Genomic DNA, 21,765 nt, shown 5'->3' with positions numbered 1-21,765 from the left:
CCGGAAAAGATCACTTTTTGTCGGATAGGACAGTATCAAGAGGAAACTCATGTATATGTTACTGAGATAGTGCAACTTATACGGATATGGTCAGATTACAACGCCCTTTCCCGGAAAGGTTTGGCCGTCCTGTGGGACGGCCGGTTATTTTGAAAATTGGGATGCCAGTAAATGTTAAGCCTGCCGGATCAATATCTTCTTCCGCCACCACCGCCACCGCGGTCCCCGCGATCACCGCCGCGGTCTCCACCACGATCACCGCCGCGTCCGCCGCCGCCGCCGTATCCACCTCCGCCGCCACGGTTGCCGCCGCCACCATATCCTCCACCACCGCGTCCGCCGCCGCCGCCATATCCTCCACCACCGCCACGGTTGCCGCCGCCACCGCCGCCTCTGCCTTGCTCATCCGCCTCTTTCACGGCCAGCTTTTTGCCTCTGATGCCTGCGCCGTCCAGGGTCTCTATCGCCCCTTTGGCTTCCGTATCGTCAGCCATGTCTACGAAGCCGAAGCCTTTGCTTTTCCCGGTCTCCCTGTCAATGACAACTTTAGCGGAGTGAACGACACCATACAATTCAAACATTTCTTTTAGATCAACATCGTCGAAATCAGAAGGTAAACCTGCTACAAAAAGCTTCATGCACGTGAATTTGGGGTAAAAATACAAAGATGGTCTCTATATCTGGTAATAATATTGAAATTTGTTGGGTAATTTTTTAGATACTGAATTTCGTTATAAATCCCTCTTCAAAAGAGTTATAAGTGTTGCTAAGTGATTGCCTGTAGAATGCCTTGCCACAGTCCATTACAACGATGGACTGCACTAATCAACGCCGCCTTTACGTATGGATTTCACTTGTGCAGGCCATTGCGTCGGCTGACCCGTTCTTTCATTCACCGGAAGGACGCTTTTTTCACGTGATGTTGTTACAGGATCTTCACTGGCCATGTATGCCAATGCCGCGGCCAGGATTGCATTGTTACGCAGGTCATCAAAAACGATCTTGTCATAAGTGTCCCGGTTCGTATGCCACGTGTACGCAAAGTAAGACCAGCTTTTGGAGCTCAGGGAAAAGGCAGGTGCACCGACGGCAACAAACGATGCAAAGTCAGATCCGCCGCCACCCGGAGTGCCCGGGAATTGCGTTTGTATTGAATCCTTTATCCCTGAAGGCAGCGCGGCCAGCCAGCGGGTGAGGTATTCAGCCGCGTGCAGGAATCCCTGTCCGGCGAGAGAGGCCACTCTACCCGTGCCATTGTCCTGGTTAAAAACGACCTGGATATGTCGTACGATCTCAGGATGATCTTCCACAAAAGCCCTGGAACCATTTAAACCTTGTTCTTCGCTGCCCCAGTGCCCTACCATGATCGTGCGTTTGGGATGGGGATATACTTTCTTCAGGATCCGCATGGCTTCCATCATGGTAAGCGTGCCGGTGCCATTGTCCGTAGCGCCCGAGCCGCCGTCCCAGGAATCGAAATGCGCGGACAGGATAACATATTCATCAGGCTTCTCACTGCCTTTGATGGATGCGATCGTATTAAAAGTGGGTACAATTCCCCGCTCCTTCGATTCCGAATGCAGGCTGATCCTGGGTTTATCGCCCGACTCCGCAAGCCTGTACAGCAGCCCATAATCTTCCAGGGCAATATCAACGGTGGGGATCTTTTTAGTAAAGGCGCCAAAGATCTTGTCTACGCCAAAGCCCTGCGACCAGTTGGAGGAAACAATGCCTGCGGCTCCTGCATTCTCCAGTGCGACCGGGAGCGTCCGGGCCGTATAGCCTGTCTTTTTGATCCGCTGTGCCCAGGCATCCGTTTGTGCCGCCCGCTCTTTCTTCATCTTATCAAACGACGCCGCTGTCGCCCATTCCTGCCAGTTATAATCGGGACGGCCGGTGGGTTGCATCATCGAGACCATGACAAACTTCCCTTTTACATTCGGCAGCCATTGCTGGAAGGCGAGGGAGTCGGCCAGGTCGGGAAGAATGATCAGCCCGGCTGTCACGGTGTTTTTCCCCGTACCGGGGCTCCACGCCAGCTGTGTACCTTCCAGCGTCTTCACGCGAGGGTAGATCATATCGATGTGCGTGATGCCCCGCTCCCATCCTCTCCACTCGCCCCATTTTTCACTGTGGGCCGGTATGTCCCAACTGGTGTATTTGCCAATGGCCCAGTCGCGGGCCTGCTCCATCTGGGGTGTCCCGACCAATCGGGGGCCAATGACATCAAATAGCTCATGGGCCAGCTTTTGCAGCTGTGAGCTGTCATTTTCTTCTTTTATGATATTGTCGATGATGGTGTCTTTCAGCTGCGCCAGGACAGGGGCGGTAGAAAAACAAAGGGCTATAAAGAAGGATGCGCGTTTTTTCATACGCCCAATATAAGAAATAATAAGAGCAGACTGCGGGAAGATCTCCGGGGCCCGGGATTTGCATAACGGATCTTTTATGGTAAAGGAATTAAAAAAAATACCCGTCTCGGGGCAGGATGAAGCTTTCCAGCTGATCAACCGGTTGAGCCAGCATTATGGAATGCAGCAGGATACGCAACGGCATCAGTTCCATGTATCGAACGATCTGTACTCTGCCTATTACGATGCGGAGGAGCAAGTTGTCAAGATGGAGTCGATCCATCCGGAAACGACCGAAGAACAGATCAAGGAGTTTTTGATCAGCTTTCCTACTTTTTTTTGAGGGAATTGGGTTACTTTTTCGTTGGTTTGGGAGAGGTGGAATTCAGGCCGTCTATGTGTTCGAAGAGGTTGGCATTTACGTGATTCCAGAGTGGATCCAGAATAAAATCTATTCCTTCTCTTCTTGCCAATTTGGAAGCTGGTACAAAGTCTTCGTCGCCGGAAACCAAGACGATCTGATTGACTTGCTTTTTTAATGCCAGTGATGCAATATCAACTCCAATCTTCATATCAATGCCTTTCTGTCTCATTTCATAAAAAACATCGATTTCTCTTATATCTTTTAACGCGATTTCACCTTTCAATAATGCCTTGACTTTCGATGGATAGATCTGCCAGCTTCCGAAGTCGCTAATTTGCCCCAGTCGAAGTGCGACCTTTCTCTTTTTTTTAAGCTCTTCGAATAATTGAAGGCGTAATTTGTAGACCTCTGTTTTTTTAAAGTCTATGCACTTCCCAGAAATGGGATTATGTACTCGTTTATCCAATGGAGAGCAATCATAATAAAATATCCTGTAGAGCTCGTGCTTTACCGATACATGTTTCATTGCTGCTCTGCAAATATTTTTTGCTATCGTTTCAGCATTATGTGTTTCCGATCCCTTGTAAAGGTCGTAATACCGTTTTAGAAAGAATCCGCCATCGATGAGGACGGCTACAGTTGGTTTCATAAAAAAAGCCTTTGGGTTCGCTGCTCACTATTGTTTGAGAGGGAAAGGCCAAAGGCGCTATCAGGCACTAAAGTTAGAAATAAACCGAATGCAAAAAAAATAAAAATCTGTTCGCCCACTGCACTTTTGCCGCAGTAAATGAGCTTCTTAAAATAGTTTAATTTTATTCCATTATGTTCAAAGTCTCATCCAACACCGGCTTTAGGGTATATGAAACATTGGACACCGGATATCCGCCTTTTTGCATGAAAAGACGTATTTTAAAGTAACCAACACACCTGTATGAATACCATTACCGACGAATTCATGAAACAAATGATGACGACGACAAAACCTTACACCGTTGTCATCCTGACGAAGGGTCCCAACTTTTCCCGACCGGATGCCGGCGCCATTATCTGGGAACATGGCCGGCGTAATTTCACCCTACGCGCCGAAGGTCTTCTGTCCGTCGTCTTTCCTATCAGAGATGATAGTGACAAAGCCGGTATCGGGATATTCAATGCCGACATCGAGCAAACAAAAAAAATAATAGAAGGAGATCCGGCCGTCATGGAAGGTATCCTCACCTATGAGGTTCATGCAACGAGAAGTTTTCCAGGAGACAGCTTGCCTTAAAAGCGTAAAAGGGCCGACCCGTAGGCCGGCCCTTGTTTTATGGCGCCTACTGTATCACCTTCACTGTCCCCGCCCCGTTGTACGAATGATATTCTCCGTTGTACATCGCATCTGCGCCTACGGGCCCCATCCTGTAAACACCTGGTGACACCGCCCGCACCGCATAGTAATATACCTGTTTATTATAATGCTGATTGACGAACAAATTGATCCTGTCATCCCGCACATCCAGCGCCGTCGGCGTCTCCGCATCTTTTATCCAGTCCATCCCCGGAATATCCTTCGTCCGTGGATTCTCGATCTCAAAACCCGCTGGCAGCATATCCGTGATCACCACATTGTCAATATCCGTCGAATAGGTCTTCTCCAATGTGATCTGCACGATCACCAGGTCATTCTGATGGAAGGTATTCCCGGCAATGGGGCGGCCGTTCCTGTCGAAGAACCGCTTGCGCACCTTCAGGTAGCTGTCCTCTTCCTTATAAGCTCCCGTAGAGCTGATGCCCTCCAGCTGCCAGAAATAATATACTTTCCCCGAACCTTTGGTGACAATATCCACCTTCGGAGCGCCTGTTCCCGCCCCCTTGAGTGCAGCCGACCCCAACTTCACCGGGCTGCCATTCATCGAAGCCACGGTCCTGCCGTCTACCTTGATATCCGCCGTAGCCGTGGAGCCCGCTTCGCGCCGGGCAACCTTGCCCATGGACAGGAAACTGAACGCCAGCTCCTGTGTGCTGAACCAATAGCGTGTTTTTAATTTACCTGCAATATGTCTCACCATCGTCGGGATCTGCGTATTGTCCGGGTCGGCATCCACCAGGACATTCAGCGCCAGCGACTCGTCCCGGATATCAGAGTAGAAGCTGCCGCCCGTCTGTGCCACCGACTCTTCTCCTGCAAACTGGGTCGGCAGGAATTCCCGGAAGCTCTTCTTATCGCCCGACAATGCATAGGCCGCCGACAGCAGGTACTTACAATCCAGGCTCAACAGCGCCGGATTGGCTTTATAGTAGTTCATCACGCTGATGTTGGGCCTGCCTGCCATGGACAGCACATATAGTCCATAGGCTACTTCTTTAGGAGCTATCTTCTTATTCTGGTCACGGTTGTAATAGTAAGTAATCGTCTCCTTGTTTTTCAACCGGCTGTTGATATAGCCGAGCATGGTCTCCAGCAGCCCCTTGTCCACATCGAAGCCGGCCTTCTGCGCTTCCAGCAGGAAATGCGCGGCATAGATGGTCGCCCACCAGTTCTCCGTGCCTTCGTTGTCCCATAACGTCACCGCGCCGCTGTACAGCTGCCGCATCTTGATCTTGCGGATCGCCTCCTGTATATTCGAATTGGCCGATGCTTTCAATGCGGCAGGGCCACCTGAACGCATCAGGTCCGCCAGATCCCCATAATACAATTGTGGGAAAGCTGCCGAGACTGTCTGCTCAGTACACCCATATGGATATCTCACCAGCCAGTCGAGATATTTTGACAGCTCGATCACTGGCGACCTGCTCACCATAAGCTGATAATCCAGGCTGGAAGGGATCAGATCACCCGCATTCCAGTTCAATGTCTGGGAAGCACCGCCTGTGACAGCTCCTGCGTCCGTGATCTTTTGCAGGGGCGCTGAAGGCCGGACGCCTATCTCGGTCTCATCCGTAAAATGCTCGCCCATGCTGGCCACTTCAACGGACACCTTACCCACACCGATCGTGGGCGGGGCGATGATCTGGAAGACCGCACGCCCTTCGCTATTCGCCGCTACAGACAGGGTCTGATGATCTTCCCCTGCTATCCGCACCGCCCCACTAACCTTCAGGCGTGCATCGGCGCTGGCAGCAGAACTCGTCGTATTCGTAATCGTCACCGGCATTGTCACTGTATCGCCGGGACTGAGGAACCTGGGCAATGCGGAGCTCAGCACGATGGGGTCCGCCACCGTCATGGCCGATTCCCTGGCGCCAAACTTTGCATCCTTATACGCCAAAGCCATCAGCCTTACTTCCCCTGAGAACTGGGGTATGTCGAATTCAAATTCCGCCTCGCCGCTGCCGTCAGCCTTTGCAATACCACTCCAATACGAAACGATCTTAATCCGCTTGGCGGGCATGGGGTTCACCCGCTTCTTCATATCGCTCCCGGCATCGCCACCCGTACTACTGAGGCTGGGCCGCACTTCGGGGAAAAGCAAGGGATAGAGATCATAACCATTGACCTCCAGGGCGCGCTTGGCATAAAAATGCGTATAGGGATCGGGGGTTTCGAAATCGGAGATCTGCAGCACCCCATTGTCCACGGCCGCCAGCGTCACCATACTGCCGGCTACCGCCTTGACCTTCACCTTCTGGTGGGTATGGGAACGCACGGATTTCTGGGCCACGATCTCCACCGGTATCCTACGGTCTTTCTCTTCCACTTTCACCGATTGATAGCCGTGGGCCACCGTCAAAGGAATATCCGAGAGCTCATGCGGCTTGATCAAAGTGGCGGTGATATAGACATTGGGAATATCGTCGGCTGTGAGTGGCAGGTCCAGCGAAGCGTCACGCTTGTCCACATTGACATATTGATAGGACAGCACCTTATCCGTCTCCATGGTCACCAGCATGCGTCCGCTGAATGGTGTCTTGAAATGCGCTTTCACCGACTCTCCCGTGAAATAAGATGATTTTTCCAGGTCGATATCGATATGCCCTTCATTATTTACCTCGAATGAAGTATTGTCGCCACCCCAGGAGCCATAGCTGTAAAAGCTCCTGCTGACATACGTATTGGCGCCAGGTATGGAAACCCGCAATTCATAGTCGCCGGGACTGCGGGGCATAAAGGAGTATTTCGTGCTCTCTCCACCGACATTCACCATCGTGGAAGCAACCAGCTTATCTTCTTTCTGGGATTCATACCGGAAATAGCTGCCGCTCTTCGTAAGCACTGTCCTGTACTCATGCTTGATCACCTGCACCCGCGCCAGGGTCCCGCCGGACACTTTTTCATTACGATCCAGGGCGATGAGGGGAAATTGTATGGTCTGGTTAAGCGCATAATAGGAATATCCGTCGTCCGACACCCCGAAGTAAACAGGCTGCGTGAATATATCCACGCTGGTGCTGCGGCTGACGGGCCGGCCTGTCTCGTCAAAGACGGTGGCGTAGAAAGTGGCCTGCAGCAGCCCTACGTTCTTATACATGTCGGGCACTTCGTATTTCTCCACCGCATTGCCCTGCTCATCCGTCTTGCCTTCCTTATTATCCTTGCTGAACGTCACATTATTGTCGGCCAGGCTGAAATCATAATTTTTGTAATTCTTCGGATTGAAGGTCTTCTGCCGCACCTGCGTCTCGTATTCATAGTTGCGGTTCGCGGCAGGAGGACCGAAGAAGTTCACTGCGTGGATGTTTAGCCTGGCGATATCGCCCGTCGCCAGGTAAGGCTTGTCCAGCTTCGCCGTCACCTTGATCCTGTCAGGTACGAACTCCTCGATCCGGAAAGGCTGTGTTGCCAGCAATATGTCATTGGAGGTATATACTTCCAGCGAGTAGCTGCCGGTGATGGCGGAGGGCGCGATCTCCACGCTGCCTTCCACGGAGCCTTGCTCGTTAAGGCTCTTCCGGAAGGTTTTTAATTCCTTTCCGTTAGGCAGGAGGAACTTCAGCTTGACAGGCAGCTCGCCAGGAGACTTCCATTGTTTATCCCGTATAATGACGGAGAAGTTGAGCTTTTCTCCCGGCCGATAGATATCCCTTTCCGGGTAAACAAAAGCGTCCAGCCCTGTACTATTGCTATGCCGTCCTCCTACCTCAAAGCGGGAAGTGTTGACCTTTGTCGTACCAAAGGGAAGATAGTTGAAGTCATCCGCTGTCTTGGCAATGATCATCGCGGGCCGGAAGCCCACGGGCTCCTTGCGGGCATAGGCGATCTCCGCCACGCCATCGGCATTGGTGGCGCCCGAACCCAACAGCTGGTTGTTCGACCCATAGGCCAGCACGTTGACGCCGGCCAGCGCCGCCGCACTCTTGATGGAGTTGACGAACACCAGCATCTTTTCATTGCCTTCCCGGGCGATGAGACCAATGTCTGAAAGGGACACAAATCGATTGTCCCTGACCCAATAATCTTTCACGCTCCGGATCATGACATGGTAAATGCCTTTGAATTCCGGCAATTTATCGGCAATGCTCAAATTAAACAACCTGTTATTACCGCTCTTCGGCAGGGAACGGGTATCCACCTCCTGCTCGTAGATCACATCACCCAGCGTGACATCGGCGCTGCTGTTGTCATAGCTGGTATAATCGCCTTCCCCTTCCTCGCCCTCATCACCCGAAGACGAACCCGACCGCGACGACTCCTTCGGATAGTAGCCATACCGCGACGCCATCAGCAGGTTGCTCTCATAGATCTTCGAGATGATCACTTTTACTTTCGGCACATTGATGATCTTCACTTCGATGTTTTGGGCGCCCTTACCGGAGAGGTAAACCCCTTTGCTATTGACAAAGCTGACGGCAGGCGCCAGCTCTCCAAATGTGATGTTGGTATTATATTCCTCGTGCAGCACACCTCCGATGCGGCCACGCAGTCCCTTTGTCAGGGTAAGCGCATAGCTTTTCGACTGATCGAAATTGTCGCTCTTGATAGTAAATCCATCTTCGGCAGGCTCTACCGTGAATTTAACGGCCGGGTCCAGCTTGACGAACGTCGCCAGGTTAGCGGGGACCACCTGCTGGCTGGTCAATACTTTTATAGTGCCTGTCTCTCCGTCATGCTCCGTCGTGACTTCATTGATCTGCAGAACAAAGGGAGAGGGAATGATGGACTTGCTTTCCAGCTTTTCCTTCAATCCGTTGGCGCCGCCCTCCGGCACCAGTCCCTTATCGATGGAAATGGTCGCTTCCAGGTTCTTGTCTTCCATCTTCAGATTCAACAGCCGCACGGTGATCCGGTCGTCGGCAGAAAGTGTTTGCAGGTTATAGCTCACTGGCTGGCCACCCACCGCGATCTGTAATTTCTCCTTCAGTGAATTGGGGTTGACAGGGTAATTGAACTGGAGGTCCACCTGTGGAACGGCCATGCTGCTGTTCTCATCCTGGAGCACCCAGGTGGTATTGGTATTGTCCAGCTTCAGCTCGGGCGTATGAAAGACCAGGTCCTCTCCTTTTTTGATCCGTCCATAGCTGCTGTACTGGAGGATATCGTTCTTCAGGGTAGCTTTGAAAGTAGTGGCCGGCGTCAGGGGCTGGGCAGGGGAGAACACCAGCTCGTCGGGATGCTCCCAGCGGAAGCGGCCGGCAATCTTCGGCTCAAAGCTGATGTATTGGGTGGAATCCCAACGGTCCAGGAGGGAGTCCTTCACCAGGTCCTGGTCAAATCGGAAGATCAGGTTGCCCAATGGCGGAACCTCATCCCTGGCATTTGTATATTGCAGAGCGACAGCGCTGCGATTACATGCCGTCATGGTGATCAATGTGGAAAATACGGTAGCTAAAAGGGCTGTCGTAATGAAGCCGGAACTTATACGCATAAGGAGGTCTGATTGAGGATAGGAGCTATTTTTTAATAAAACGTTGTCAAGATACAATAAAATACCAATCGCCAAAAGAGCGTTCAAGCACTGAAAAATATGTAACGGAGAAGCTAAGGAGGAATTGTTGGGGAGGCCATAATCGTTGGGAAAAAGATCCCGCTGTGAAGATATACTACGGGGATGCATGTCTGCAAGGGGCACCACGATAAGAATTTGTTAAAGCCGGAAAAAATATATTACTGGGATGTGGAAGACCGTTGGAAGAATTGATCTTTAGGTACGAAAATGAAAAGAATACTTCGTCATATCAGGAATTGGTCGGTGCGGCGGATGCTGGTGAGACTGGGCATCGGGCTGGTTGGCGCTTTCCTGCTTTTCCTGGTGTTAAACCGGATCTTTCCTGTCCCCGACCGCATCGAATATTCCACCATCATCGAGGACAGCCAGGGTGAAGTGGTCAATGCATTCCTCACCCGTGACCAGCAATGGCGGATGAAGACGGAATTGGAGGAAATCTCGCCGCTGCTGCGCAAGACCATCGTTGAAAAGGAGGACAGGTACTTCTATTATCATCCGGGCATCAACCTGCTGGCCATGAGCAGGGCCTTTTTTATGAATATCCTGCATATGCGGCGGACCTCCGGCGCTTCCACCATCACCATGCAGGTGGCGCGTAGCCTGGAGCCCAAACGGCGGACCTACTGGAACAAGGTCAGGGAAATGTTCCGGGCCCTGCAGCTGGAATGGAAGTACAGCAAGGACGAGATCCTGCAGCTGTACCTGAACAAAGTGCCTTACGGCGGCAACATCGAAGGGGTGAAATCAGCCGCTTTCCTGTACTTTAAAAAGAACCCCGACCACCTGTCCCTGGCTGAGATCACGGCCCTCTCCATTATTCCCAATCGTCCTTCTTCGCTGGTGATGGGAAAAAACAATGGGAGGATCGTGGAGGAGCGCAATAAGTGGCTGAAACGCTGGGCCCGGGAAAAGGTCTTTACGGAAAAAGAGATCGCCGATGCGCTGAATGAGCCATTGACTGCCAGCCGGGGCACCATACCGCATTTCATTCCTCACCTGGCCTGGAAACTGAAAAAAAAGGGCGGTGCGGAAGTCTTCCACACCACGATCGAGCTCAATACCCAGCGGAAGATCGAAAAGCTGGTGAAGGACTATTCCCGGACCCTCAACCTGAAGAACATCCATAATGCGGCGGTGATCGTACTGGATAACAGCACCCACCGGGTGATCAGCTACGTGGGTTCAGCCGATTTCAGGGATACGACGGACGGCGGCCAGGTGAACGGGGCTGCAGCCGTCCGGCAACCGGGCAGCACCCTGAAACCTTTATTATACGGACTTTGTATCGACGAGGGTCTGCTCACCCCCAAAATGGTGATCACCGACGTGGCGGTGAACTACGAAGGATATGCCCCGGAGAACTATGACAGGAAATTCAACGGCTACGTCACCATGGAATATGCGCTGGAACATTCGCTCAACATTCCCGCCGTAAAAAGCCTGAAAGCCCTCGGCAAGGACAAGTTGGTCCGCAAGCTGGCCAGCTGTGATTTCCAGCAGATAAAAAAAGATCAGAAAAAGCTGGGCCTTTCCATGATCCTGGGCGGATGCGGCGCCACGCTGGAAGAGATGACGGGCCTGTATTCCATCTTTGCGAATGAGGGAAGGTACACAGCTCCGGCATATCTTCGGGAAGCTACAAGCTACAAGCTACAAGCTGCAAGCCGGGAGGAAGCTGCAAGCTACAAGGTGCAACCTGCAAGCAGGACGATATTAAGTCCGGAGGCGACGTTTATGATTAATGAAACGCTCTCGAAGGTGAACCGGCCGGATTTCCCCCTGACATGGGAAACCACGATGCATCTGCCCAAGATCGCCTGGAAGACGGGCACCTCTTATGGCCGCCGCGACGCCTGGAGCATCGGCTATAACAAGCGGTTCACCGTGGGCATCTGGGCGGGGAATTTTTCAGGCGCCGGTGTCCCGGAATTGAGCGGCGCAAATACGGCCACTCCCCTGCTGTTCCAGGTCTTCAACACGATTGATTACGACGACGACCAGCCCTGGTTCTCCCGGCCCAAAGATTGCGAGGTCCGCACCGTATGCGCTGAAACAGGCCTGCCCCCCACCGATCATTGCACCAGCCTGGTGACGGATTACTTCGTCCCGCTGATCTCCACTTCCAAGAAATGCGACAATATGCAGGAGATCTTCCTATCACCCGATGAAAAAATATCCTACTGCCGGAGCTGTCTGCCGGAGAATGGATATAAGAAAAAGTTCTTTAAGATCATCACCCCGGAGATGAAGGAATATTTCGAAGAGAAAAGGATCGCTTACCAGTCCATCCCCCCGCACAATCCCGACTGCGAAAAGGTATTCAGGGACGGAGCACCCCTGGTGGTCAGCCCTTCCAACGGCAGCGAATACCTGATCAACCGGAAAGACCCGGAACCCCTACAATTGAAATGCAGGGTCAGCAATGACGTGGGGAAAGTTTACTGGTACATCAACAACAAATTCTACAAAGCCGGCGAGGCGGGCAGCAAACAATTCTTTGTCCCCGAAGAAGGGCCGGTGAAGATCTCCTGTACAGATGACAAGGGGCGAAACAGGAATATATGGATCAGGGTGAGATATGTAAATTTATGACCCTACCTGGTCAGGCCGACCAGTTGGCATATTTGCCAATGAGCTTCCAGCCACCGGAAGCATGACGGAAGAGGAAGGTGAATCCCGTGCCGCAGGCTATACCACAAATAAAATTGAGGTCGATGACAGCATACTGGCCATCATCCGTAAAATGGGGTAAGGAGAAGCTGAACAGGGTCCGTTCCTCCGCCGGCAGCTCCTGCCATTGACGCAGTATTTTCCGCTTGCCAGTACTCCTGGCTGTCAGCGCAGGGTTGCTGATCGTGAATAACGAATCCCCCTTCCTTGCAGTGATACAAACGGCTTTTTTCAACTGGTCTTGCCGCCAGTCATATTTTATGTGGGAAAGGTAAACCTTCTGTGCCAGCTCGTTCATTACGGCCAGGGACACTGGCTCTTTCAGATAGTACTTTGTCCATTCGTCATAGTCGTACTTTTCAAACCGGCAGGAGTCGGCTCTTTCTACCAGGTAATATTTCGAAAAAGAACTGTCCACGATCATATGAAAAACCTGGTTCACAAAATCTTCCGGGGAAGGCTGTGGCTGCGCCCCCGCCCGGTGAGCCATGGCGACAAATAGAAAAAGGCAGATGATAATGATGCGCATCTGCCTTCAACGTTGTCCCGGGATAACCCGGTATGCCGTAAATGTTAATTAATTCACCTTTTTTACGCTGCCGGCGCCACTGACGTGTTGGTTAACATCCGAGGCGTTGCCCTTATAGCTGACGTTTCCTGCACCGCTGACCTGGGCATCGAGCTTTACACTGGCATAGACCTCCGCAGAGCCTGCCCCGGAAATATCCACCTTGGTGTTTTCAGCGAGGAGATCATAACAATAGGCGTGACCGGCCCCGGTGAGCTCCAGGTCTACATCCTTCGTCTGCCCCTTCAGCTTGATACTGCCGCTGCCCGATACTTCGGCCGACAATTTGGGAGCATCTACTTCCATTTTGATATCGCCGGCGCCCGTGACCTCCAGGTGCAGGTCCTCGGGATTGGAGATCTTATTCTGCCCGATGATGTCGCATGCCCCTGAAGCGCTGATCCGGCTGTAGACAGGAGAGGTAACATAAATATTGATGTCGCCGGAAGGCTGCAGATGGAATCCTTTCTTTTCCCTGACATAGACCTTATCCCCTTCCTGGAACACCTCTATATATTGCAAAAGGTTGTCGTCGGCTTCCACCTGGACCGCAGACTTGTCGCCCTGGGACACCATTACCTTCGCCGCGCCGCCCACCTCGACCTCTTTAAAGTTGTTGACCGGCCGTTCTTCCTTATGTATATTGCCACTACCCCTGACCCGTTTGCCCATAATATTGCGGCAGGAACCCAGGCCGGCCAGCGCAGAAAATGCCAGGAGTATCCAAATATATTTCAGGAAAGAAGCGCTCTTATCAAAACCAGCGTGTGCAGTGTAGTTCATATTAGGTATTTTATTCACTTGTTTAAATGGTTGATTGCGGGCTACAAAAGTTAAACATTTCCACGGCATTTTAAAACCTTTCACCCCCCATTTTGACGCCGTCCGCCGAAAAGAAGTTACATAGGCCTGTCGGCGCCAACCCCGCCCCGATTGGCCAATTTTTTTTACCTTCGCGTCACCATGACGGAAAAAATCCTGATTCTCGACTTCGGCTCTCAATATACTCAATTGATTGCCAGAGCAGTACGTGAAGCAAATGTGTATTGCGAGATCATTCCCTTCCACCAGCCCATCAACTTTGAGCCATCTTTAAAAGGTATTATCCTCTCCGGCTCCCCCTTTTCAGTAAATGATGCCAATGCGCCGCTGGTGGATATTGAGGCCCTTCATCAACGGCTGCCGGTGCTGGGCATCTGCTATGGCGCCCAGCTGACGGCCAAACAGTTTGGGGGTCGGGTGGCCAACAGCAATAAAAGGGAATATGGCCGGGCCCTCCTGCACAAACAAAAAGAAGACGTCATCCTGAAAGATGTGATCGAGCTGTCGCAGGTGTGGATGAGCCATGCCGACACCGTTCTCGATCTCCCCCAGGGATTCGAAGTCCTGGCCAATACCGAAGATATTCCCTATGCCGCCTTCCGTAAGAACGGGACCGAACAGGCCCTGTACTGCCTGCAGTTCCACCCCGAAGTCTATCACAGCATCGAGGGGAAAAAGATCCTCAGGAACTTCCTGGTAGAGATCTGCGGCTGCCACCAGGACTGGACACCCGCCCATTTTGTCAGTGATACTGTCGACAGGCTGAGCAAACAGATCGGAGACAGGAAAGTGATCATGGCCCTCAGCGGGGGCGTAGATTCGACGGTGGCGGCGACCCTCATCCACAAAGCCATCGGCGACAGGCTATACGGTATCTTCGTGGATAACGGCGTCTTACGCAAGAATGAATTCCAGCAGGTGTTGGACACCTACCACCAGATAGGCCTCAATGTAAAAGGCATCGATGCCAAAAAGCTCTTCTACGACGAGCTGAAAGGCAAGACGGACCCCGAAGCAAAACGTAAGACCATCGGCAAGCTATTCATCGACGTATTCCAGGAAGAGGCCGCTAAAGTGGAAGGCGTCGGTCTCCTGGGACAGGGAACGATCTATCCGGATGTGATAGAAAGCGTATCCGTCCATGGCCCTTCCGTGACGATCAAATCCCATCACAATGTGGGAGGCCTGCCCGAAAAAATGCACCTGGAACTGGTAGAGCCGCTCCGCTTTTTATTTAAGGACGAGGTCCGCCGCGTCGGCGCCGAGCTGGGAATCCCCGACGATCTGCTGCAGCGGCATCCTTTCCCCGGTCCCGGCCTGGCTATCCGCATCCTGGGCGAGATCACGGAAGACAAGGTCCGGTTATTGCAGGACGCCGATCATGTATACACCAAGGCGTTGAAAGATCATCATCTGTATAGTACAGTGTGGCAGGCCGGAGCGATCTTATTACCCGTGAAGAGCGTCGGTGTCATGGGTGACGAACGGACGTATGAGTTCACCGTGGCCTTACGGGCCGTCACCTCCGTGGATGGCATGACGGCCGACTGGGCGCACCTGCCTTACACCTTCCTCGCGGATGTCTCCAACGAGATCATCAACAATGTGAAGGGTATCAACCGGGTGGTATATGACATCAGCAGCAAACCACCAGCTACGATCGAGTGGGAATAAGCGGGAGGGGATTCAATGTTCGACAATCATCAGATGAAAGCTACTTCCAGATATTATCTTTTATGCATTCTGCTGGCCACTACCTCCGTTGTCCGGGCGCAGGTGACCGACTCGACCCGCCGGACCGGCGATACGCTGCAGCATCGCAGCGACAGCGGCATCAATCGCCATAAGGTGGCCATCTTCCTTCCTTTGTACCTGGATTCTGCTTTTGACGCATCGAACAACTACCGCTATGACAAGAACTTCCCCAAGTTCATCAACCCGGGATTGGAATTCTATGAAGGAGCACAGCTGGCACTGGACTCGCTTGTCAAGGAAAACGCAAAGCTGGAGGTACATATCTATGACACCCGGTCCAGCCAGAAGAACATTGCACAGGTGCTGCAAAGCCCGGAATTTCAACGGACAGAGCTGATCATCGGGCATGTTGGAACAGGGGAATTACAACAGCTGGCTGCGGCAGCGGCACAAATGAATGTCCCTTTCATCAATGTGAATTTCCCCAATGACGGAGGGATCACGAACAACCCGGAGTTCGTCATCCTGAATAGTACTTTAAAGACGCATTGTGAAGGCATCTACCGGTTCATCCAACGCAACTATCCTACTAAACCCATTATCCTGTTCCGGAAAAAGGGCACCCAGGAAGATCGGCTGAAGAACTATTTCGACGAAATTGGTAAGACGACGAATTCCGTGCCCCTGAAGATCAAATACGTTACGTTGGACGATGTCTTCGACGTCACTGCGCTGACGCCCCACCTTGACAGCTCTACCCAGACTATTTGTGTAGCCGGCAGCCTCGATGAAAATTTTGCCAGGATGCTTTGCCAGGGACTGGCCTCCGTGAATAAAACGTACACTTCACTGGTGATCGGCATGCCTACCTGGGACAATATCGATTTTTCCCACCCTGAATTCAACGGGGAGGAGATCGTTTATTCCACGCCTTTCTATATCAATCAGACTGATGCCCTGGTGAGGAACATTCAGCAATACTACAAGCTGAAATTCTATTCCCGTCCCACCGACATGGTGTTCCGGGGATATGAGACGACCTATCGTTTTTCCCGGCAGCTGCTGCATACGGGGAAAAGCCTCAGTGGCAGCCTGGGAGAGAAGAAGTTCAAGATCTTTACTGATTTTGATATACAGCCTGTATTCCTTAACAGGCAGAATATGACGCTGGATTATTTCGAGAATAAGAAGCTGTATTTTATTAAGAAGGTGGATGGGGCGGTGACGGGCGTGTATTAGGCGTATTATTTGCATAATCACCACCATGCCGCTCATCGAATTCACAGACCGAGGCCTTTATTGCCCGCAGGGCGCCTTCTACATTGACCCATGGCGGCCCGTAGACAAAGCCATCATCACTCATGCCCATAGTGACCACGCCAGGGCAGGCAGCAAATACTATCTCTGTCACCACCTCACTTTGCCTTTGCTGAGGCTCCGCCTGGGCGAATACCCTTACCAGTCCCTGGAATGGGGCGAAACCATCACCATCAATGGCGTCAAAGTCAGCCTGCACCCGGCAGGCCATATCATTGGCTCTTCGCAGGTCCGCGTCGAATACCAGGGCGAGGTCTGGGTCGTCAGCGGCGACTACAAAACGGAAAATGACGGTATCAGCGGCGCCTTCGAGCCTGTTGCCTGCCATACCTTTATAACCGAATCGACTTTCGGCCTGCCCATCTATAACTGGAAGCCCCAAAAGGAGATCTTTGCCTCCATTCAAAGCTGGGTAAAGAAGAACCAGGCCGCGGGCAAAACCTCCGTGCTGATAGCCTACAGCCTGGGTAAAGCCCAAAGGATCCTTCCCTGCCTGTCCGAGGTCAGCGACAGGATCTTCCTGCATGGCGCCGTCTGGAATGTCCATCAGACGCTGGTCGACGCTGGCATCGTGCTGCCGCCTGTCCAGCGCGTGCACCTGGACGCGCCTAAAGAAACCTTTTCAAGCAGCGTTGTCATCGCTCCATCCGGGGCTGACGAGTCCCCCTGGATCAAAAGATTCCAGCCTTTCGAAGTGGGCGTATGCAGCGGATGGATGCAGGTGCGTGGAAATGTCCGGCGGAGAAATGCGGATGCAGGCTACGCCCTCAGCGATCATGCGGATTGGAAAGGCCTCCTATCCGCGATAAAAGCCACCAAGGCCGAAAAAGTATTTGTCACCCACGGCTTCCAGGCCGCACTGAGTCGATTCCTCAACGAAAAGGGGATCTGGGCGGCAGAGGTCAAAACAGAATATGGGGAGGATGAAGAGGGAGCACCGGCCCTGGCGGAGGAGGAAGGGGCGCTGAACGGAAAAGATAATGGCACCGGACAGGAAAAACAGGTGCAGAATGAGCCGCCGGTAAACAGCAGGGAAGAATGACGGGTATCGACAACTATATAGCTACTGAAAGCAGCAGCGGCATGGGCTTGTTTGCCGAGCTGGTCGTATTGCTGGGCACCAGCACCAAAACCAACGATAAGCTGGAAGCCCTCACCCAGTACTTCAAAGCATCCATCGACAAAGACAAAGTCTGGGTCGTCGCCCTGTTCAGCGGACGGAGGCCCAAACGAACTGTCAACGCCACTCAGCTGGCAGTCTGGAGCCTGGAGATCACTAGTCTGCCCTCCTGGCTGTATGAAGAAAGCTATCACACGGTGGGCGACCTGGCTGAGACCATCGCCCTGCTGTTGCCCGACCAGGGGGACCCGGTGTGGAAATCCCTCACCACTATAGAACGAACAGAAGAGGACAGGATGAACGAGATCGGGCAACGCAGCGCCGCAAAAGGGGACGGCAGCCTGGCCTACTACCTTGCAAGGCTGACGGAGATCGGCAAAGAAGAAGAGATCATAAAAAAAGATTTTATCGTCCAATGCTGGGCCCATATGAACAGGGACGAACGCTTCGTCTTCAACAAGCTGATCACGGGCGGCTTCCGGATCGGCGTTTCCCAAAAGATGATCGTCAACGCACTGGCGAAAACGACGGCAACGTCCGCTGCTGTAATCGCACACCGGATCAGCGGTAACTGGGACCCTTCCACTATTTCCTTTGACAGCCTGCTCAGCGAAGAAGGCACCGGCAGCGATATTTCGCGCCCCTATCCCTTTTACCTGGCCTATGCGCTGGAAGATGAGCCTGCCGCACTGGGCAATCCCGAAGAATGGCAGGCCGAATGGAAATGGGACGGCATACGGGGCGAACTGATCAAACGTGGCGGACAGCTGTTCGTATGGAGCCGCGGGGAGGAACTGATCACGGATAGGCTACCGGAATACCAGGCCTTCTCTCATGGCTTGCCGGAAGGAACGGTGCTGGACGGGGAGATCATTGGGATAGCTGTGAGCCGTGAGCTGCGAGCCGTGAGTGGGGAGCTGCGAGCCGCGAGCGATGAGCTACGAGCCGCGAGCGAGGGATCTGAAGCTGTGAGCGATGAGCTGCGAGCCGCGAGCGAAGCTCCAAGCTCCAAGCTACAAGCTACAAGCGAGGGAGATCAACAAAAGAGCGGGGGCGGTTTTAAGGTATTGCCGTTTGCCGCCTTGCAGACCCGCATAGGCCGAAAGAATGTGACAAAAAAGCAGCTGACCGAAGCGCCGGTGGGCTTCATCGCCTATGACCTGCTGGAATACGAAGGGGTCGACTGGCGGGAACGACCGCTAATAGAAAGAAGAACGCAACTGGAAAAGATCGTAAGCGCTATCAACCAACCCTTATTGCACCTCTCGCCCATCATATCCTATGATACCTGGGAGGAGCTGGCCGCTCAAAGACTGCAGGCGAGAGACAAAGGCAGCGAAGGGGTCATGCTCAAGAAAAAAGGCTCGCCTTACCAGGTGGGCCGCAAGCGGGGAGACTGGTGGAAATGGAAGATCGATCCCCTGGTCATCGACGCCGTCATGGTCTACGCCCAGAAAGGCCATGGTCGCAGAAGCAATCTGTATACAGACTACACTTTCGCCGTAAAGGACGGCGACAAGCTGGTCACCTTCACAAAAGCTTATTCCGGCCTCACCGACAAGGAGCTGGGAGAGGTAGATGCATTCGTAAAACGCAACTCCCTGGAAAAGTTCGGCCCGGTGCGTACCGTCCGTCCGGAACTGGTATTCGAAATAGCTTTTGAGGGCATCGCCGCCTCCGGCCGGCATAAGTCCGGGGTGGCATTAAGATTCCCCCGTATCAATCGCTGGCGAAAGGACAAAAAGCCGGAAGAAATTAACACTTTGGAAGACCTGAAGAAGATGCTGGAACTGCATGGGAAATGAGTAAATTTACTTTATGAAGAAGTTGTTCGTGTTGACCCTGTTAGGATGCACCTGTCTGGCCTTTTCCACTGTCTTTCGCGGGCATCGCAAAGAAGAGCCGGTGGCCATTCCCGCCAGCCCGCAGCGGGTGGGACAAAAAGATAAAGGATACCAATACCTTACAACAGGAGACTACATCAAGAGCGGGATCCCTTATAATTACTTCCTGCTGGGGTTCGGAAAGAGCCTCAGCAACCTCCTGAAAAGGGATAGCCCCAATCACCTCATCAGCCAGGAATATACGGCAGTGAAGGCCGCCAACGGAGAGACAGTGGTAGCGCCCAACTGCCTGCAATGTCATGCACAGGTGTTTGAAGACAAGCTGTATATCGGAATGGGTAATACCATGATCGACTTTACGGATCATCAAAAGCTGAATGCAAGGAATGCGTCCATGGCGGAAGCCATTCTTAAAAAAGGCGATCCCAAAAAATATGCGGCAGCCGCTCCCTTCCTGCAATCCATGAAGGTCCTGGGTAGTCAGCTCTACACGGAAGTGAGAGGCGTTAACTCGGCGGACAGAATTGCGGACCTTCTGGTAGCGCATCGGGATCCGGCAACTTTACAATGGAGCGACACCCCTGTTATCGAGGTAGCTGCAGGGCTCATTCCCACGGATACACCGCCCTGGTGGCTGCTGAAAAAGAAGCACGCCATGTTCTACAACGGCTTTGGCCGGGGAGATTTCGGAAGGTTCCTCATGGCGTCCAATCTGCTGACTGTGAGCGACAGCTCGGAAGCCCGCGAAGTAGACAGCCATTTCAATGACGTGCTTGCCTACATCTATTCACTGGAGCCGCCCAAATATCCCCATCCCATCAATCAGTCATTGGCAAAGCAGGGCGGCATCGTCTTCGTGGAAAACTGTTCCAAATGTCATGGACATTATGGACAGGACGGCGACTACCCCAACCTGCTGATACCGGAATCCACGGTAAAAACGGATTCCTTTCTTTATAAGAGCAATTACCAGAGTCCGCAATTCATCGACTGGTTTAACAAAAGCTGGTTTGCCATGGGCGATCATCCGGCCAGGCTGGAACCTTTCAACGGCTATATCGCACCTCCCCTGGATGGCATCTGGGTTACCGCGCCCTACCTGCACAATGGGTCTGTCCCGACGCTGGAAGCGCTGCTGGACAGCAAGACCAGGCCCGCATACTGGTCAAGGGACTTTTCCAACCCTCAATACGATTATGAGCAGGTGGGCTGGAAATATACCCGGGAAGCGGCACCCAGGGGCACGGCAGTTTATAACACGACGCTTCACGGATATGGAAATTATGGCCATACCTTCGGTGACAAGCTCACCGATAGGGAACGCAGGGCCGTCATCGAATACCTGAAGACCTTATGACAGGCGACAACTGCCGGCGTATTTGTGTTGAAGTACCTACTTTACAAAAAACTCGTCCCCCCTCGATGACATATAGGGACTAAAAGCCCAGGGCTTTTCGGAAGTCAACGTGAGTCCCCGGGCGTAAAAGGAATGACTGATCGCAAATTCTTCGGCACTGCTGTTACCCAGAACAAAGGTCAGATAAAGCTTGAATTGCAGAGGGGAAGCAGCCTTGTCGAAAGCATAATCCGCTTGTTCATGGGTTGCTCCGTTCTGGCGTTTCTGCTTTTGCAACCGGGGTTTCCCGTCGATCTTGCTGATATCAACAGAAGAGGCCTGAACGGTCTGGCTCAGACGCCTGGCGATGGCGATTCCCGGGGGTATGAAATCCACACCCTCAGGTAGTTGAAAAGAGCCGGCCAGGCTACCGGAAGAATTGATGTAGCCTCTTGAACCAACGAAAGAAGCCGAGAACTGGGTATTGGGGTTGAATAAACTGTTGGCAAAGGCTCCTTTAATAAAGGCGGATTTTTTCCAATTGATGTACAATGGTTTGTCCGTCTTGTTGTGGATGGACATCCAGACAGGTCCCCCCTCGCCGGCATAACCATACTCCAATCGGAGCGTATCGTTCTCCCAGGAGAGATCTCCTTTACTATTTTTCGGAACTTCGGGGGAGTCGAGGGTGAAATACTGGTAAGTGCGACAGGAACTAAAGGCCAGCAGGAAGGCTGGCAGGATCAGGGTTGAAGTTAAGAAGCGCATAGGTTTTTTTTAAAATTATAAATTGATTGTCATCGGATGCCTGAAGA

General features: G+C 52.5%; 15 protein-coding genes. 8 read left to right on the top strand and 7 right to left on the bottom strand.

What is annotated here, in order from left to right; translation table 11 throughout:
- Positions 1-188: 188 nt before the first annotated feature.
- On the bottom strand, positions 189-638 hold the full coding sequence (locus Q4E93_RS01285) for an RNA recognition motif domain-containing protein (RefSeq protein WP_303582271.1): 450 nt from the start codon (positions 636-638) through the stop codon (positions 189-191).
- Positions 639-821: 183 nt separating this feature from the next.
- Positions 822-2,372 (bottom strand): M20/M25/M40 family metallo-hydrolase, encoded by a 1,551-nt coding sequence (locus tag Q4E93_RS01280; protein WP_303582270.1) that lies wholly within the window; start codon positions 2,370-2,372, stop codon positions 822-824.
- Between the two features lie 76 nt (positions 2,373-2,448).
- Between Q4E93_RS01280 and Q4E93_RS01275 the strand changes: the two genes are divergently transcribed.
- Positions 2,449-2,694 (top strand): hypothetical protein, encoded by a 246-nt coding sequence (locus tag Q4E93_RS01275; RefSeq protein WP_303582269.1) that lies wholly within the window; start codon positions 2,449-2,451, stop codon positions 2,692-2,694.
- A 10-nt stretch (positions 2,695-2,704) separates the two neighbouring features.
- Here the strand turns inward: Q4E93_RS01275 and Q4E93_RS01270 are convergent, their stop codons facing one another.
- The gene (locus Q4E93_RS01270) at positions 2,705-3,364 is read right to left on the bottom strand and encodes an NYN domain-containing protein (protein WP_303582268.1); all 660 of its coding nucleotides are present in this window, start codon (positions 3,362-3,364) and stop codon (positions 2,705-2,707) included.
- A 282-nt stretch (positions 3,365-3,646) separates the two neighbouring features.
- On the opposite strand from Q4E93_RS01270, the gene Q4E93_RS01265 reads away from it, so the two are divergent.
- Positions 3,647-3,982: a YciI family protein gene (locus Q4E93_RS01265; protein ID WP_303582267.1), complete on the top strand. Its 336-nt coding sequence runs from the start codon at positions 3,647-3,649 to the stop codon at positions 3,980-3,982.
- Positions 3,983-4,028: 46 nt separating this feature from the next.
- Here Q4E93_RS01265 and Q4E93_RS01260 read toward each other — a convergent pair whose 3' ends face one another.
- Positions 4,029-9,497: an alpha-2-macroglobulin family protein gene (locus Q4E93_RS01260; protein ID WP_303582266.1), complete on the bottom strand. Its 5,469-nt coding sequence runs from the start codon at positions 9,495-9,497 to the stop codon at positions 4,029-4,031.
- 288 nt (positions 9,498-9,785) lie between these two features.
- On the opposite strand from Q4E93_RS01260, the gene pbpC reads away from it, so the two are divergent.
- Positions 9,786-12,170, top strand: a complete 2,385-nt coding sequence (gene pbpC / locus Q4E93_RS01255; RefSeq protein WP_303582265.1) for a penicillin-binding protein 1C — start codon at positions 9,786-9,788, stop codon at positions 12,168-12,170.
- Positions 12,171-12,180: 10 nt separating this feature from the next.
- Here pbpC and Q4E93_RS01250 read toward each other — a convergent pair whose 3' ends face one another.
- The gene (locus Q4E93_RS01250; RefSeq protein ID WP_303582264.1) at positions 12,181-12,777 is read right to left on the bottom strand and encodes a hypothetical protein; all 597 of its coding nucleotides are present in this window, start codon (positions 12,775-12,777) and stop codon (positions 12,181-12,183) included.
- Between the two features lie 48 nt (positions 12,778-12,825).
- Entirely contained in the window at positions 12,826-13,599 is a 774-nt protein-coding gene (locus Q4E93_RS01245) for a head GIN domain-containing protein (protein ID WP_303582263.1), read from the bottom strand.
- 180 nt (positions 13,600-13,779) lie between these two features.
- Between Q4E93_RS01245 and guaA the strand changes: the two genes are divergently transcribed.
- From guaA to Q4E93_RS01220, 5 genes are read left to right on the top strand one after another with little or no spacing between them, the layout of a single operon-like run.
- Positions 13,780-15,312 carry a glutamine-hydrolyzing GMP synthase gene (guaA, locus tag Q4E93_RS01240; RefSeq protein WP_303582262.1) on the top strand — a complete coding sequence of 511 codons (1,533 nt, stop codon included), beginning with the start codon at positions 13,780-13,782 and terminating at the stop codon, positions 15,310-15,312.
- Positions 15,313-15,327: 15 nt separating this feature from the next.
- Complete coding sequence (locus tag Q4E93_RS01235) at positions 15,328-16,572, top strand: amino acid ABC transporter substrate-binding protein (protein ID WP_303582261.1); 1,245 nt, start codon at positions 15,328-15,330, stop codon at positions 16,570-16,572.
- 25 nt (positions 16,573-16,597) lie between these two features.
- On the top strand, positions 16,598-17,692 hold the full coding sequence (locus Q4E93_RS01230; RefSeq protein WP_303582260.1) for a ligase-associated DNA damage response exonuclease: 1,095 nt from the start codon (positions 16,598-16,600) through the stop codon (positions 17,690-17,692).
- Positions 17,689-19,575, top strand: coding sequence for an ATP-dependent DNA ligase (locus Q4E93_RS01225; protein ID WP_303582259.1), 1,887 nt, complete (start codon positions 17,689-17,691; stop codon positions 19,573-19,575). Before Q4E93_RS01230 ends, Q4E93_RS01225 begins: the two co-directional genes overlap by 4 nt.
- A 13-nt stretch (positions 19,576-19,588) precedes the next feature.
- A complete protein-coding gene (locus Q4E93_RS01220) occupies positions 19,589-20,971 on the top strand; it encodes a c-type cytochrome (RefSeq protein ID WP_303582258.1) in 1,383 nt (460 codons plus the stop codon).
- Between the two features lie 36 nt (positions 20,972-21,007).
- Here Q4E93_RS01220 and Q4E93_RS01215 read toward each other — a convergent pair whose 3' ends face one another.
- Entirely contained in the window at positions 21,008-21,718 is a 711-nt protein-coding gene (locus tag Q4E93_RS01215; RefSeq protein WP_303582257.1) for a hypothetical protein, read from the bottom strand.
- Positions 21,719-21,765: the final 47 nt, after the last annotated feature.

Source organism: Flavitalea plasmicola, assembly GCF_030546645.1.
In the GTDB taxonomy this organism is placed as follows: Bacteria; Bacteroidota; Bacteroidia; order Chitinophagales; family Chitinophagaceae; genus Puia.
This window is presented reverse-complemented; position numbering and strand designations above follow the sequence as displayed.